The 14690-nt window shown below is 73.1% G+C and carries 15 protein-coding genes and 4 pseudogenes; 12 read left to right on the top strand and 7 right to left on the bottom strand.

Annotated elements, in window-relative coordinates; all coding sequences use genetic code 11:
* Positions 1 to 3: 3 nt before the first annotated feature.
* The 7 genes and pseudogenes from ABD946_RS43140 to ABD946_RS34380 all read left to right on the top strand — a co-directional run.
* A pseudogene (locus ABD946_RS43140) lies at positions 4 to 720 on the top strand (DUF6421 family protein); the annotation flags it as partial.
* Positions 627 to 980 carry a DUF6421 family protein gene (locus ABD946_RS43135; protein WP_425558774.1) on the top strand — a complete coding sequence of 118 codons (354 nt, stop codon included), beginning with the start codon at positions 627 to 629 and terminating at the stop codon, positions 978 to 980. The pseudogene ABD946_RS43140 and the gene ABD946_RS43135, both read left to right, overlap by 94 nt.
* Positions 914 to 1147, top strand: a complete 234-nt coding sequence (locus tag ABD946_RS43130) for a DUF6421 family protein (RefSeq protein WP_425558773.1) — start codon at positions 914 to 916, stop codon at positions 1145 to 1147. Before ABD946_RS43135 ends, ABD946_RS43130 begins: the two co-directional genes overlap by 67 nt.
* Positions 1122 to 1331, top strand: a pseudogene (locus tag ABD946_RS43125) (DUF6421 family protein); the annotation flags it as partial. The gene ABD946_RS43130 and the pseudogene ABD946_RS43125, both read left to right, overlap by 26 nt.
* Before the next feature lie 140 nt (positions 1332 to 1471).
* The gene (locus ABD946_RS43120) at positions 1472 to 1597 is read left to right on the top strand and encodes a DUF6421 family protein (RefSeq protein ID WP_425558772.1); all 126 of its coding nucleotides are present in this window, start codon (positions 1472 to 1474) and stop codon (positions 1595 to 1597) included.
* Positions 1594 to 2350, top strand: a pseudogene (locus ABD946_RS34385) (SDR family NAD(P)-dependent oxidoreductase). Before ABD946_RS43120 ends, ABD946_RS34385 begins: the two are co-directional and overlap by 4 nt.
* Before the next feature lie 7 nt (positions 2351 to 2357).
* Positions 2358 to 3417: pseudogene (locus ABD946_RS34380) on the top strand (threonine aldolase family protein); the annotation flags it as partial.
* Positions 3418 to 3470: 53 nt separating this feature from the next.
* On the opposite strand, the gene ABD946_RS34375 reads toward ABD946_RS34380, so the two are convergent.
* On the bottom strand, positions 3471 to 3899 hold the full coding sequence (locus ABD946_RS34375; protein WP_345289582.1) for a hypothetical protein: 429 nt from the start codon (positions 3897 to 3899) through the stop codon (positions 3471 to 3473).
* An 83-nt stretch (positions 3900 to 3982) separates the two neighbouring features.
* On the bottom strand, positions 3983 to 4357 hold the full coding sequence (locus tag ABD946_RS34370; RefSeq protein WP_345289581.1) for a hypothetical protein: 375 nt from the start codon (positions 4355 to 4357) through the stop codon (positions 3983 to 3985).
* Between the two features lie 249 nt (positions 4358 to 4606).
* On the opposite strand from ABD946_RS34370, the gene ABD946_RS34365 reads away from it, so the two are divergent.
* On the top strand, positions 4607 to 4996 hold the full coding sequence (locus ABD946_RS34365; protein ID WP_345289580.1) for an NADPH-dependent FMN reductase family protein: 390 nt from the start codon (positions 4607 to 4609) through the stop codon (positions 4994 to 4996).
* A gap of 53 nt (positions 4997 to 5049) precedes the next feature.
* Here the strand turns inward: ABD946_RS34365 and ABD946_RS34360 are convergent, their stop codons facing one another.
* Complete coding sequence (locus ABD946_RS34360) at positions 5050 to 5991, bottom strand: ROK family protein (protein ID WP_345289579.1); 942 nt, start codon at positions 5989 to 5991, stop codon at positions 5050 to 5052.
* Between the two features lie 144 nt (positions 5992 to 6135).
* Between ABD946_RS34360 and ABD946_RS34355 the strand changes: the two genes are divergently transcribed.
* Together ABD946_RS34355 and ABD946_RS34350 are read left to right on the top strand one after the other, a co-directional pair.
* On the top strand, positions 6136 to 6765 hold the full coding sequence (locus ABD946_RS34355) for an SGNH/GDSL hydrolase family protein (RefSeq protein ID WP_345289578.1): 630 nt from the start codon (positions 6136 to 6138) through the stop codon (positions 6763 to 6765).
* Between the two features lie 30 nt (positions 6766 to 6795).
* Positions 6796 to 7806 (top strand): LacI family DNA-binding transcriptional regulator, encoded by a 1011-nt coding sequence (locus ABD946_RS34350; protein ID WP_345289576.1) that lies wholly within the window; start codon positions 6796 to 6798, stop codon positions 7804 to 7806.
* Between the two features lie 37 nt (positions 7807 to 7843).
* Here the strand turns inward: ABD946_RS34350 and ABD946_RS34345 are convergent, their stop codons facing one another.
* The 3 genes from ABD946_RS34345 to ABD946_RS34335 form a co-directional block, all read right to left on the bottom strand.
* The gene (locus ABD946_RS34345; RefSeq protein WP_345289575.1) at positions 7844 to 9640 is read right to left on the bottom strand and encodes an ABC transporter ATP-binding protein; all 1797 of its coding nucleotides are present in this window, start codon (positions 9638 to 9640) and stop codon (positions 7844 to 7846) included.
* Positions 9641 to 10023: 383 nt separating this feature from the next.
* The gene (locus tag ABD946_RS34340) at positions 10024 to 10809 is read right to left on the bottom strand and encodes a hypothetical protein (RefSeq protein WP_345289574.1); all 786 of its coding nucleotides are present in this window, start codon (positions 10807 to 10809) and stop codon (positions 10024 to 10026) included.
* Between the two features lie 159 nt (positions 10810 to 10968).
* The gene (locus ABD946_RS34335; protein ID WP_345289573.1) at positions 10969 to 11832 is read right to left on the bottom strand and encodes an NAD-dependent protein deacetylase; all 864 of its coding nucleotides are present in this window, start codon (positions 11830 to 11832) and stop codon (positions 10969 to 10971) included.
* A gap of 89 nt (positions 11833 to 11921) precedes the next feature.
* Between ABD946_RS34335 and ABD946_RS34330 the strand changes: the two genes are divergently transcribed.
* Complete coding sequence (locus ABD946_RS34330; protein WP_345289572.1) at positions 11922 to 12635, top strand: O-methyltransferase; 714 nt, start codon at positions 11922 to 11924, stop codon at positions 12633 to 12635.
* Between the two features lie 90 nt (positions 12636 to 12725).
* Positions 12726 to 13730, top strand: coding sequence for a DUF2199 domain-containing protein (locus tag ABD946_RS34325; RefSeq protein WP_345289571.1), 1005 nt, complete (start codon positions 12726 to 12728; stop codon positions 13728 to 13730).
* A 38-nt stretch (positions 13731 to 13768) separates the two neighbouring features.
* Here ABD946_RS34325 and ABD946_RS34320 read toward each other — a convergent pair whose 3' ends face one another.
* On the bottom strand, positions 13769 to 14362 hold the full coding sequence (locus ABD946_RS34320) for a DUF4291 domain-containing protein (RefSeq protein ID WP_345289570.1): 594 nt from the start codon (positions 14360 to 14362) through the stop codon (positions 13769 to 13771).
* Positions 14363 to 14690 lie beyond the last annotated feature (328 nt).

Raw genomic sequence — 14690 nt, 5'->3', positions numbered from 1 at the left:
AGCATGGCGGGAGGTTCGCACCCCATCGGCCCCACTGTCCACAAAGTCCACGTGGACTGTCCGCATGCTGGACGGCACGGATGTCACCTCAGTGCCGGAGGGACCCCCCTTGAACAGGAGAACCTTTCGAATCTATGGTGTACCTGTCGAAATAACTCCTGTCTAAGTGGGTCTCTGATGCAGAATCTTTCGCCCAAGCTCGTCGAGGCGGCCGAACTCTCCGGAGTAACCCCGGCCGGCCACGCGGCGCACCCCGCCTGGCTCCGGCTCAAGGAGGCCGTCGAGGCGCTGCGCCCCCTGCAGGCCAAGGACGGTTCCATCGACCTGTCCGCCGTCCAGCGCTCCACCGTCGACCGCTGGTCGAGTCGGTGCTCGGCGCGGTCGAGGAGCTCGCCCCGCTCTTCCCGCCACGACGCGGCCTACCTGACCGCCGTCCTGGCCGACCTGCGCAAGTGGGCCGACACCGGATACCGCGAGCCCGACTTCCTGGACTCGCTGCTGGCCTTCCAGCCGGCCGAGCAGCGCGAGGACGGCCTGGAGCACCTCGTGGTGTTCCCGATGTACACCCAGAACGGCAACCCGAACCGCAACCTCGAGGCCGTCCTGCTCACCGTGGTCTGGCCCGAGTGGCTGGCCGAGCTGGAGCGCGAGCGCTTCGACAACCCGATGTTCGTGCCGATCACCTTCACCGACTTCACGGCCGGCTACGACACCAACTCCGCGGTGCTCTTCCCGGAGACCGTCGCGGTCCGCCAGGCCCCGAGCGCTTCACCTGGGGCGGCATCTTCTGCGACCGCGAGGCGGCCCGCTTCCGCGCCGTCTCCACCAGCGCCGTGCGCCAGCTCGGCCTGGAGATCCCCGAGGACGCCGTCGGCCTGCTCGCCGACCAGCAGCGCGCGCCCAGCAGACCTTCGTGCTCTGGGACCTGGTCCACGACCGCACCCACAGCCACGGCGACCTGCCGTTCGACCCCTTCATGATCAAGCAGCGCTCGCCGTTCTGGATGTACGGCCTGGAGGAGCTGCGCTGCGACCTGACCGCCTTCAAGGAGGCCGTCAAGCTGGAGGCCGAGGGCTACCCGCAGGGACGCGAACGTCCAGTACGCGATCCTCTTCGACCGGATGTTCCGCTTCACCGTCTCCGGTGACCGGGTGCGCAACTACGACGGCATGGGCGGCCAGCTGCTCTTCGCCTACCTGCACAAGAACGACGCGCTGCGCTGGCGGGATAACCGGCTCTCGATCGACTGGACCCGGGTCGCCGAGGTCACCAACGCTCTCTGCGCCGAGATCGAGACCCTCTACCGCGACGGCATCGACCGCCCCAAGACCGCGCACTGGATCGCGGCCTACGAGCTGGTCTCCAAGTACCCTCACCCCGCACCCGGCCTCCACCTGGGCCAAGGGCCCCGAGGGCCTCGCCGCTGGACATCGCCGAGGACAAGGCGCTCCGCAAGGCGCTCTGCGACGCGGTGCTCCCGGACGAGTTCCCGCTCTCGATGTTCTTCGAGGCCCTGTCCAAGAAGCTCGGCGGCGTCATCGCCGCCACCACCGGCATCACCGGCGCCACCGCCGACCGTCAGGAGATCGCGGCATGACCGACCGTCACCTCGAGGGCAAGGTCATCGCCGTCGCCGGCGCCACCGGCCCGGCCGGCCGCGCCAACCCTGCGCCGCCTGACCACCGCCGGCGCCGACCGGTGATCGCCGCCGACATCGACGGCCAGGCGCTCGACGCGGCCCTCGACACCATCCGGCTCACCGTCCCGGACGCGAAGATCTCCAGCCAGGTCATCGACCTGCTCGACCCGACAGGAGGTCCACGACTGGGCCGACCACCTGGAGGGCGAGCACGGCCACGGTGGACGGCGTCTTCCACCTGGTCGGCGGCTGGCGCGGCAGCAAGACCTTCTTCGACAGCCGCATCGACGACTGGGACTTCCTGCACGACCGGGTGGTCCGCACCCTCCAGCACACCTCGCTGGCCTTCCAGCCCGCGCTGGTGCCGCAGCGAGGCCGGCCGCTACGCGATGATCTCCGCCTCGGCCGCCCACAAGCCGACCGCCGGCGGCGCCGCGTACGCCGCCGCCAAGGCCGCCACCGAGGCCTGGACGCTGGCCATGGCCGACTCCTTCGTCAAGGAGACCACCGCCCCGACGGCGTCCCCGACCGCGCGCGGCTGCGATCCTGGTGATCAAGGCCCTGGTCACCCCGGAGATGCGGGCCGAGAAGCCCGACGCCAAGTTCGCCGGCTTCACGACACCGCCGACCTGGCCGACGCCCTGGCGTCCCCTCTGGGACCGCCCCGCAGCAGAACTGAACGGACAGCACCTGTGGCTGACAGCCCGATGACCACACCACCGACGCCGTACGCCGCCACGACCCGGCCGTCCGCGGCTTCGCCAGCGACAACTACGCCGGCGTCCACCCGGAGATCCTCGCCGCCATCGCCCTGGCCAACGACGGCCCACCAGGTCGCCTACGGCGAGGACCAGTACACCGAGCACCTCCAGGAGGTGTTCCGCAAGCACTTCGGCCCGTCCGCCGAGGCCTACCCGGTCTTCAAACGGCACCGGCGCCAACGTGGTGGCTCTGCAGGCCCTGCTCCCGCGCTGGGGCGCGGTGAATCGCCGCCGAGTCCGCCCACATCAACGTGGACGAGTGCGGCGCCCCCGAGTAAGATCGCCGGCATCAAGCTGCTCACCGTCCCCACCCCCGACGGCAAGCTCACCCCCGAGCTGATCGACGTCAGGCCTGGGGCTGGGGCGACGAGCACCGCGCCCAGCCGCTCGCCGTCTCCATCACCCAGAGCACCGAGCTCGCACGCTGTACACCGCCGAGGAGATCAAGGCGATCTGCGACCACGCCCACCAGCACGGCATGCTCGTGCACCTGGACGGCTCCCGCATCGCAACGCCGCCGCCTCCCTGGGCTGCCGCTGCGCGCCTTCACCACGGACGCGGGCGTCGACGTGCTCTCCTTCGGCGGCACCAAGAACGGCCTGCTGCTCGGGGAGGCCGTGGTGGTCCTCAACCCGGAGCGGGTCAAGAACCTCAAGTACTGCGCAAGATGGTCAGATGCAGCTCGCCTCGAAGATGCGCTTCGTCTCCGTGCAGTTCGAGGCCCTGCTCAGCGGCGACCTCTGGCTGCGCAACGCCTCGCACGCCAACGCCATGGCCAAGCGCCTGGAGGCCGCCGTCTCCGGCATCGACGGCGTCACCCTGGTCCGCCCCGTCCAGGCCAACGCGGTCTTCGCCATCCTCCCGCGCGAGGTCAGCGAGCGCCTGCAGAAGCGCTACCGCTTCTACTTCTGGGACGAGCACACCGGCGAGGTCCGCTGGATGGCCGCCTTCGACACCACCGAAGCCGACATCGACGCCTTCGCCGCCGCCATCGCCGAGGAGATGGGCCGCGCCTGACGCCCCGCCACTCCTTCGAACGCCCCCGCCGTCCACGGCGGGGGCGTTCGCCGTCAGTCGGTGAGGTCCTCGGGTCCGCAGCCGAAGGCCTCCGTGACGACGGTGCGGACATCGGCCTCGGTCAGCGTGGCGCGCAGCTCCGCGAGGACGCCGGGAAGGTCCTCCTCGTCGATCGAGCCGAGGTACTCCCGGCGGAGCCGGTGGATCACCTCGACCAGCTCCGGCCGCAGCCCCATCCAGGCCCGGGAGGAACGGATCTCGGCCTCCACCCGGTCCATGAACCGGCGCATGACCTCGTACGGCACCTCGTGGTCCTGCGGCTCGAAGCGGAGCGCCGGCTCCCGGGCCGGGTCCTCGTCGGGTATCACCGCCGTCACGAGCAGCCGCTGTCGACGGAGATCCTCGAGCTCCAGGTGCCAGGCGTCGTCGTCGAGGACGTAGGACGTGGTGGTCAGGTAGTCGCGGTCGTGTGGGGGCGCCATGGTGTGCGGCCTTCCGGTGGGGCGGTGGTTCCGAGCCACATCATCGGGGGCGGGCCCGTGCCGTGCCGAGCGGTTTTCGCCGGTCAGTCGGTGGCGGCGAGGACGATCCGGAGGGCGTCGTGCGGCTCCAGGACGGTGCCGTCGGGGCTGCGCCGTACCGAGGCGGCCAGGACGGCGGGGAGGTCGGGCTCGGGGATGGCGGTGCGGAGTTCGGCGAGGAGGGCGGGGAAGTCCGCGTCCTCGATCCAGCCGCCGTAGTACTCCTGCTGGAGGCGGTGGACGGTGGCGACGAGCTCGGGACGCAGCCGCATCCAGGCGCGGATCTCGTGGATCGCCTCGTCGACCCGGTCCACGTACCAGCGCACGACGTCGTACGGCACCACCGAGTGCGGCTCGGGCGACTCGAAGTGCAGCGTCGGCTCCTCCGACGGATCCTCGTCGGGGATCAGCGCCACCATCAGCAACTGGTTCTGCGGCCCCCCGGAGTTCGAGCTGCCAGGCCTCCTCGGACGGGTCGTAGACCTCGGCGGCCTTGTAGAAGGGATCAGGGGACGGGACGGTCATCCTCGGTTCTCCTGTCACGTTCGACGGCGCTGTGTCGTCCACTCCGCGGTACCGGCTACGGAGGGACGAGGACCATGCGGACGAAGGCCATCATCGTGTGCGACTCGGTGTCGCACGGAAACACCCGGCGAATTGCCGATGCCATGGCGGAGATCCTGCACGCCGAGGTCCGCACCCCCGCCCAGGCCGACCCGGCGGAGCTCGCCGCGGCCGAGCTGGTCGGCTTCGGTTCGGGCGTCTTCCACGGCCGGATGCGGCCCACCCTCGCCGCTCTGGCCCGCACCCTCCCCACCGGCCCGGGCCGGGCCTTCGTCTTCGCCACCAGCGGCTTCCCCGAGGTCCCGTTCGCCCCGTTCACCCGCCCGCTGGTCCGCCGCCTGGAAGCCGCCGGCCGCCACGTCGAGCCCGCCTTCAGCTGCCGCGCCCTCGACACCTGGCTCCCGTTCAGGCCGTTCGGCGGCCTCCACCCCGACCGCCCCGGCCCGGACGACCTGGCGGCCGCCCGCGCGTACGCCCGCGGCCTGCGCGGCTGACCGGGCAGCGGGTGGCGCACCGGCAGCTGAAGAGCCGTCAGCCGGTGTACGCGTCAGGCCGTCCGGGCCAGCGCCGCCGCTCCGATCAGGCCCGCGTCCGTGCCCAGTTCGGCCGGCAGGAGGACCGTGCGGGCCGCGAAGGGGAGGGCGGCGTAGCCGGCGAAGTGGCGGCGGAGCGGGGCGAAGAGGAGGTCGCCGGCCTGGGCGACGCCGCCGCCGATGACGGCGGCGTCGAGGTCGACGAGGGTGGCGGTGGCGGCGATGCCGGCGGCGAGGGCGCGGGCGGCGGCGTCGAACGCGGCGAGGGCGAGCGGGTCGCCGGACCGGGCGGAGGCGGCGACGGCGTTGGCGGAGGTGTCGCCGTCGGGGGAGCGCCAGCCGGATTCGGCGGCGGTGCGGGCGATGGCGGTGCCGCTGGCGAGGCCCTCCAGGCAGCCGCGGGAGCCGCACGGGCAGGGCCGCCCCTCGAAGTCGACGGTGATGTGGCCGAGGTGGCCGGCGTTGCCCGTACGGCCCGTGTGCAGCTGACCCCCGATCACCAGCCCCGCGCCGACCCCCGTGGAGACCACCAGGCAGAGGACGTCCCGGTAGGGGCGGGCGGCGCCGCGCCAGTGCTCGGCGGCGGTCATCGCCACCGCGTCCCCGCCGAGGACGACGGGCAGCCCGGCCACCGCCGGGTGGGCGGCGACCTCGGCGCGGAGCGGGAAGGCGCGCCAGGAGGGGATGTTGACCGGGCTGACCGTCCCCGCCTCGATGTCGACCGGGCCGGCGCTGCCGATGCCGACGGCGCGGACGGCTGCCCAGCCGGGGTGCCCGGCGAGCAGGTCGAGGACGGCGGTGACGGCGGCCGTCATCTCCTTCTCGGTGCCCCGGGCCGGGGTCGGCACCTGCACCCGGTGCAGCAGGACGCCCTCGGAGTCGACCAGCCCACCGGCGATCTTGGTGCCGCCGAGGTCGATCGCGGCCAGCAGGGACTCGGGGGTCCGGACGTTCATGGGCGACGGCTCCGCAGGTGGGGTTCGGTGGGACTGCGGCGATTCTCGCCGCCCCTGACAACGTTGTCCAGAAGCCCTCGGCAGCCCCCGCCCCGGTCTCGTACGCTGACCCCGTCCGACCGACCGTCAGGAAGGCCAGCCCGCATGCCGATCGACCTGCCGCCGCACCCGACCGTGCTCTTCCAGGGCGACAGCATCACCCGGGCCGGGCGCCACCCGGCCTCCCCGTCCGACCTCGGCCACGGCTACGCGGCGCTCGCCGCCCCGGCGCTGCGCGAGGCCCACCCCGGCGCCACGGTGCTCAACCGCGGCGTCTCCGGCGACGGCGTCACCGACCTCCGCGGCCGCTGGGCGGACGACGCCCTTGCCCACCGCCCCGACCTGCTCTCGCTGCTGATCGGCGTCAACGACACCTGGCGGTGGCAGGAGGGCGGCATCGAGTCCCCGATCGACCCCTGGGAGGGCCACTACCGGGCCCTGCTGGACGAGCTGCTGGACCGTCACTCCACCGCCCGTCTCGTCCTGGTCGAGCCCTTCCTGCTCCCCGTCGCCCCCGCCCAGTGGGCCTGGCGCCCTGACCTGGACGCCCGGATCCAGGTGGTCCGCCGCCTCGCCGAGGAGTACGGCGCCCTGCTGCTCGCCGCCGACGGCCTGCTCAACCAGGCCGCCCGCACCCTGGGCGGCCCTGCCGCGATCGCCGCCGACGGCATCCACCCCACCCCCGCCGGGCACCGCCTGCTGGCCGAGGCCTGGACCGCCCTGGTGCTCGGCTGAGCCGAGCCGGGGGAGCCGTATGCTCCCGGTATGACCAGCCGCCCCGTCACCGCCAGGCCCACCATGAAGGACGTGGCGGCGGCGGCCGGGGTCGGGCTGAAGACCGTCTCACGGGTCGTCAACGGGGAGCGCGGGGTCACCGAGGAGACCGCCGCCCGGGTGCGGGAGGCCATCACCGCCCTCGGCTTCCGCCGCAACGACGGCGCCCGCCTGCTGCGCACCGGCCGGACGGCCTCCGTCGGTCTGCTCCTGGAGGACATCGCGGACCCGTTCTCCGCCGCCCTGACCCGGGCGGTGGAGGAGGTGGTCCGGGCCGAGGGCAGTCTGCTGTTCACCGGCTCCAGCGGCGAGGACCCGGAGCGCGAACGGGAGTTGGCCCTGGCCTTCTGCGCCCGCCGGGTGGACGGACTGATCGTGGTGCCGGCCGGGGACGACCACCGGTACCTGCTGCCGGAGACCGAGTCCGGCACCCCCGTGGTCTTCCTGGACCGCCCCGCCGCCGGGATCGAGGCGGACGCGGTGCTCAGCGACAACGCGGGCGGTGCCCGGGACGGGGTGGCCCACCTGATCCGCCACGGGCACCGCCGGATCGGCTTCGTCGGCGACCAGCCGCACCTGCACACCGCCGCCGAACGGCTGCACGGCTACCGGGAGGCGATGGCCGCCGCCGGTCTGACGGTCGATCAGCGCTGGATCGAGAGCGGCACGAGCGACCCGGCTCGGGTGGCGGCGGCCGTGGCCCGGCTCACCGGCGGGCCCGAGCCCGTGACGGCCCTGTTCACCGCCAACAACCGGATCACCCTGGCCGCCCTGCACCACCTCCCGCCGCGCCCGCCCGCCCTGCTCGGCTTCGACGACCTGGAGCTGGCCGACCTGCTCAGCCCCGGCCTCACCGTGGTCGCCCAGGACCCGCCGGCCCTCGGCGCGGCCGCCGCGCGCGCCCTCTTCGACCGCCTGGCCGGGGACTCCTCCCCGGCCAGGCGCACCGTCCTCCCGACCCGCCTGGTCCCGCGCGGCTCGGCCGAACGACCGCCGCACTGACCCCACCGTCAGCGGGCGGCCCCGCACCGGTCCACCGTCAGCGGGCGGCCCCGCGCCGGGGACCGCTCAGGAGGCGGCCGCCGCGTGCAGCGCCCCCGTACGCGCCGCCGTCGGCGATCAGCTCGGAATGGCTGCCCAGCTCGACCAGCCGTCCGTGCTCCAGCACCGCGATCCGGTCCGCCGCCCGGATGGTGGAGAGGCGGTGCGCGACCACGAAGACCGTGCGGCCCTTCACCAGTTCGGCCATCGCCCGCTGGACCAGGGCCTCCGAGTGCGGGTCCAGCGCGGAGGTCGCCTCGTCCAGCACCAGCACCCGGGGGTCGCGCACCAGCGCGCGGGCGATGGCCAGCCGCTGCTTCTGTCCGCCCGAGAGCCGCACACCGCGCTCGCCGAGCAGGGTGTCCTTGCCCTGCGGCAGCCGGTCGATGAACTCCAGCGCGTTGGCGTCCCGCAGGGCCGCGTCGAGCACCTCCTCCGGCACGTCCCGCAGGCCGTAGGCGACGTTCTCCCGGACGGTGCCGTCGAACAGCACCGGCTCCTGCGGGACCACCGACAGGAAGCGGCGGTAGCTGCGCAGGTCGAGGGTCTCCATGTCGGTGCCGTCCAGGAGGATCCGGCCCTCGGTCGGCCGCAGGAAGCCGATCACCAGGTTGAGCACGGTGGACTTGCCCGCGCCCGAGCCGCCGACCAGGGCGATGGTCTCCCCGGCGCGCACGCTCAGGTCCAGCCCCGCCACCGCGGGCCGGTCCGCCCCCGGGTGGAGCAGGGTGACGCCGCGGAAGTCGATCCGGCCGCGGACGGCGGTGACCTCGGCCTTGCCCGCGTTCTCCTCCAGGTCGGGAGCCTGGAGGACCTCCCCGGCCGAGCGGATCGAGGCGAAGCCCTTGCCCAACTGCGGGGCCAGCGCCAGCAGGCCGGTGACGGAGCCGGTCAGCGAGGTGAAGTAGGCGCTGAGCATCACCACCGCGCCGGGGGTGACGCCCAGCCAGCCCCGGTACGCCGCCACCGCCGCGCCGGCCAGGCAGCCGACCCCGATCGCGTTCAGCAGGATCCAGGAGAGCGCACCGAAGCGGCCGTTCAGCAGGTCGAGCCGCAGGCCCGCGTGCAGCACCCGGTCCAGGGTGCGGTCCATCCGGCGCAGCGCGGTGCGCTCCAGACCGTGCGCCCGGGTGACCGGGATCAGGGTGGTCATCTCGCCCACCCGGCCGGCGAGTTGCTCGACCTCGCGGCGGAAGGACTCGTTCTGGTCGCGCAGCCGGTTGCGCAGCCTGGTCACCAGGTAGGCGGCCGCGGGCACCAGCACCAGGAAGACCGGCAGGAAGGCGGGGGCCTTCCAGCCGATCACGGCCAGCGCACCGAGCAGGGTGGCGATGGCCGCCAGCCCGTTGTCGGCGGTCTGCTGGGCGGCGTTCTCGATGTTCTCCACGTCCCGGATCACCTTGGACTGGAGCGCCCCGGCGGTGACCCGGGCGTGGAAGCCGATCGACAGCTGCTGCATCCGGTGGCAGAGCGCGCTGCGCAGCCGGGTGCCCATCCGGCGGATGGTGCCGTGCATCCAGTGCACGTAGAGCAGGTGGAGCGGGAGGTTCAGGGCCAGGATCACCAGCAACAGGCCGGTGTTCCACCAGAGTTCGGCCAGCGGGCGGTGGTCGACCACCACGTCCAGGACGTTGGCGGTGACCAGCGGCAGCAGCCAGATCGGCGAGTGCTTGGCGAGGAAGACCAGGACGGCCAGGGCGGCGCGGGTGCGGTCGGGGCGGATCAGGAAGAGCAGGGTCCGGAGCGGGTGCTCACCCTGGTAGCGGTGACCGAGTGCGCCCTGGGGCAGTGCCATGGAGGCTCCAGCGGAGGGGGTGGTGTGGGGGATGGTGAGCAGTGTGCCAAGCCGTACCCGATCGGTCAGCCCCGTCCCACTCCGTGGGCAGTCCACCACCCCCCTCCGCGCGCCTCGCTGAACTTGCCGAACTCGGCCGCTCCCGGGCGCCGTTCCAGGTGCCGGGCAGTTCCGGGCCCAGAGGCCTGCCCACGGCTCCCGGACCGCCCTACCGTGGAAGGCGGGGCCCGAACCGGTCGGGCCCCGCCAAGACCGCACCTACGGGGGAGAGCCGCGGACCGACCCCTCGGTGCCACGACTCCCCGGCTCGACGACCCCTCGGAGCCACGGCGTCCCGCGTCCGACGCCTCGTCAAGGGCGGCCCGCCGTCGTGCGACCAGGTGTCAGCCGGTCAGGCGCGGCATCTCCGGGAAGCGGGCCTGGGCGGCGTCCCGGGCGGCCGGGGTGATCACGCGGCGGATGCCCGGGTCACCGGCCAGCCGGACCGCCTCCTCCTCGGTCAGCGGCACGACGCCCTTCTTGTTGCCGGTGCCGTCCCAGGCCAGGCAGCTGGCCAGGTTCAGCTGGATGCCGGTGCCGTCGGGGTGCACCATCCAGATCACCGTGTCCTGGATGCAGTTGTCCCGCATGTGACTGACCGTGTACTTGTTCCCCCGCCCGTCGACCCGGCAGGAGGTCTGCGCGGTGCAGACCTTGTCCGGGCTGGCGGAGCTGACGAACGCCCGGAGCATGCCGGTGCCTTTGGGCGTGCTCAGGTAGACCTGGGCGACGGTCTCCTTGGAGCCCTCGTCGACGTAGGCCGTCTCGGCGGCGTAGCCGCTGGTCGGGACGGACGGCGGCAGTGCGTCCAGGAGCTGCCCGAGCAGGGCGCGGCCGGTCACCTTCACCAGACCGGCGTCCGGATCGGTGGTGGGGCTGGCGCTGGGGCTGGGGCTCGCGGCGGGCCCGGCGGCCGCCGCCAGCTGCACCGTGTCGTCGGTGCCGCCGGTCGGCCGCAGGTGTCCGCCGAGCAGTGCGGCCAGGCCGGCCACGGCGAGCGTGGTGGCCACCGCGCCGCCGAGCAGGCGGGCGCGGCGCCGACGGGCCGGTCGGTGGGTGCCGGTGCTCGGCGGGGTGAGGTCGAGCATCGGCAGCTCGTTGCGGGGGATGTCGGACGGGAGCTCGTGCATCTCCGTCGGTCCTTCCGTTGTCGTCGTCGCATGCCGGCCATGCAGACCGCCCGGTGGCGGTGTTGCCCATCTGGACGTGGCGGCGGGCGGTGCCGGTAACGGGAGGAGCGGCGCTTTCCCGGGTCTGCCCGTTCGGACAGTCCCGTGTGGTCCGAACGGTCAGCGCCAGGGACGGTCGCCGACCAGATCGGCCAGTTCGCTGAGCGCCGGGCCGAGCGGGAGCCCGAGCCGGGTGGTGGCCAACTCGTCGCCCCGGGTGGGGCCTTGGTTGACGATCGCGACCGGGGTGCCGTCCCTGGCGGCCCGGCGGACGAAGCGCAGGCCGGACATGACGGTCAGGGAGGAGCCGAGCACCAGCAGCACCTGCCCGGCCGCCACCAGGTCGAAGCAGCGCTCCACCCGGGGCTTGGGCACGCTCTCGCCGAAGAACACCACGTCCGGCTTGAGCACTCCGCCGCACCGGGCGCACGGCGCCACCCGGAAGCCCTCCACCGCCGCGTCCGGCAGGACGGCGTCGCCGTCGGCCTGGCGGTGCGCTCCCGGGTCCGCGAACTCCCCGTTCAGCTCGGTCAGCCGGCGGTCCAGCTCGGCCCGGGAGCTCAGCTGACGGCAGGTCAGGCAGACCACCCGGTCCAGCCCGCCGTGCAGCTCCACCGCGTCCCGGGTGCCGGCCGCCCGGTGCAGGCCGTCCACGTTCTGGGTGATGACGGCCGAGACGTGGCCCGAGCGGCGCAGCCGCTCCACCGCGCGGTGCCCGGCGTTCGGCTCGGCCCGGTCGATGGTCCGCCAACCGGCGTGGCTGCGGGCCCAGTAGCGGCGCCGGGCCGCCTCGCTCCCGGTGAACTCCTGATAGGTCATCGGGGAGCCGCGGCGACGGCTGCCGGTCTCGCCCCGGTAGTCCGGGATCCCCGACTCGGTCGACAGACCGGCCCCGCTCAGCACCACCACGCCCCGCCCGGCCACCAGCCGGGCCAGGGCCTCGACACCGGCGGACGGTTCCGCCGCGATCACGGGCTCAGCCATGCCGCCCAGGGTAGACCGGCCTGTTCGAGCAGGGCGGGATGTAGTAGATTCCGGTTCGGCACGGCGCAAGTTTCGAAAGGGAACTCACTATGCAGCAGTCCTCGGCCCAGCAGACCCTCACCCAGCAGGCCCAGGAGGCGCAGCAGACCTGGACCGCCGTCGACGACTACTTCAACGACCTCCTCGTCGAGGAGGACGACGCCCTGCTCACCGCCGTCGCCGACAGCGACGCCGCCGGACTCCCCGGCCACCAGGTCGCCCCCAACCAGGGCAAGCTGCTCCACCTGCTGGCAAGCATCAGCGGCGCCCGCACCGTCCTGGAGATCGGCACCCTCGGCGGCTACAGCACCATCTGGCTCGCCCGCGCCCTCCCGGCCGACGGCCGCGTCGTCACCCTGGAGGTCGACCCCCGCTGCGCCGAGGTGGCCACCGCCAACCTTGACCGGGCCGGCCTCACCGACCGCGTCGAACTTCGCGAGGGCCCCGCCCTCGACTCCCTCGCGCAGCTCGCCGCCGAGGGCCAGGGCCCCTTCGACCTGGTCTTCATCGACGCCGACAAGCCCTCCAACCCCGCCTATCTGGACTGGGCCCTGCGCCTCACCCGCCCCGGCAACCTGATCATCGGCGACAACGTGGTCCGCGACGGCGCCGTCACCGACGAGGCCTCCGACGACCCCCGCGTCCAGGGCGTCCGCACCTTCACCGAACTGATCGCCGCCCACCCCCGCCTCACCGCCACCGCCCTCCAGACCGTCGGCTCCAAGGGCTACGACGGCTTCGTCCTGGCCGTGGTCACCGCCTGACCCCGCCCGGTCCGCCGATTGCCGATCGACAGGACGCCCCCGTCCTCATTACGCTCCGCCGGACAAGTCACGGGGGACGGGGGACGGACCATGGATTCGGATCTGCTCGACGTACTGATCGTCGGACTCGCCATCGGAGTGCCGCTCGGGCTCGCGCTCGGGCTCTACCTGAGACGGCGGATCTACGGCAACAAGCAGACCCAGAACACCCGGTACCACGCCGGGATGCTGCGCGAGGAGGTCTTCCGCCGCAGCGATTCGGTCGGCGACGTGGTGGACGTCGGCGCGTACGTGCGCGCGCAGCCTTACGGGGACACCCAGTTGGGGCGGATGGGCGTCTTCGGCCAACTCAGGGCCGACGGTGCCATCGTCGACCTGCCGACCGCGGACCCCTCCGTCCCCGGCAGCCTGCTCATCCGCCTCACGCCCGAGGCCTGGCACGAGGACCTCTCCTACCTGGCCGTCCGCGACCCGGAGCTCGCCGCCGCGCGGGCTCGCGTCGCGGTGCAGGGCCCGGCGGCGTACGAGGAGGAGGGCGAGTCCGACGAGGAGGCGGTCCTCCCGCTCTGCAGCTGCTGCGGCGAGCCGCTCGGTACGGCGACGCCGGCCTTCGACTACGACCTGCCGGACCCCGTCGCAGCCCTCTCCGAGCAGGAGCGGGAGCACGTCGTCACCTTCCGCTCGGAGCAGACCGTGCTCACCAGCACCCTCGGCGGGTTCGTCCGCGCTCTGCTCCGGGTGCGGCTCACCGACGGACGGACCGTCAGCTTCGGCGTGTGGATATCGATCGAGGCGGACACCTACGGCCGATTCGCCGACGCGGTGCACGGCACCGGCTCCGCCGAGGAGGCCTTCGACGGCCGGCTCGCCACCGCCCTCGCACCCTGGGGCGACACCGTCCTCGCGGCCCCGGTCACCATTTCCTCCCCGCGCCGGGCGGACGGGCTGAGCACCCCGACGGTCCTCAGCAGCTCCGCCTCCGCGCTCACCACCGTCCTGCAGAGCACCTGGCTCCCGGACGAGGTCCTCGTCGGGGAACGGGTCTGGGCCCTTCCGTACGACCCGGAGAAGCCGGCGGAGCACGCCCACCACTGAGCCGCCGTCGGGTGACCTCCCGTCACACCGTCACACCGTCACGCCCCGAGGTGCGCCAGCAGTTCCGGCCCCGCCGGGTACGGCCGCTCCTGCGGGAGCAGCTCCGCGGCCGCGTCCAGGTCCCCCTCGCGCACCAGCGCGTGGACCTGGTGCGCGAGCGGGGTCACGTCCGTGATCGACACCGTCCACTCGTCCGCGTACAGGCCCGAGGCCTCGCCGGCCAGACCGAGCTGGAGCGAGCGGTACGGCAGGGGGCGCAGGTGCAGGTCCCGCTCGGGGTCCCACTGGACCCGGGCCGGCGCCCGCTTGAGCTCGCGCTTCCAGGCGGCCTGGTCGGAGTGGAGCCCGCGCTCGTAATGGGAGAGGCACGCGTGCCGCAGCGCCCACTCGAAGCCGGCCCGGGAGATCTCGACCGCGAGCACGGTCTCCTGCCCTTCCTTCTCCCCCCAACCGCAGCGGTACATCATCCAGAGGAACGAGGGCTTGATCCACGTCATCCGGCTCCGGCTCCAGGAGGAGGGGAAGCGCCCGTCACGGGCCGCGGCCACCCCGATCTCCGGGCGGTACGCCTGGTAGACGGTGACGGTCTCCTCGGTGTGCAGCGCGCGGATGCGGTGCTTCGGTTCGTCCATGCCGAGGAGGATGCGGCCCATGGGGCCGAACGGGCGAACCGTTTTCGAGGGGCGGGCCTGGGAGTTTGCCTTCGGGCAGGGATGGGCGTAGTGTTCCCTAGTCGCTCGGCAGGGAGCACCGGACACGCGTTCTGTGTGGACGGTCCCGGGGCGGCCAATCCTTGGAACACCACTTCTGCTCGGAACTGGTCTGTGCTTTTTGCGGGCCGGGTCTATTTGTCGTGTGCGTTTATATGGATTGCGGCTGGATTCGCTTTTCGGAGCGGGGATCGGCTAGAGTTTGAAACGTCGGACGGGCCGTCAGGTCGCAGAAGACGGAAGCGAGTCG

It is taken from the genome of Kitasatospora albolonga, assembly GCF_039535905.1.
Classification (GTDB): domain Bacteria; phylum Actinomycetota; class Actinomycetes; order Streptomycetales; family Streptomycetaceae; genus Kitasatospora; species Kitasatospora albolonga.
This window is presented reverse-complemented; position numbering and strand designations above follow the sequence as displayed.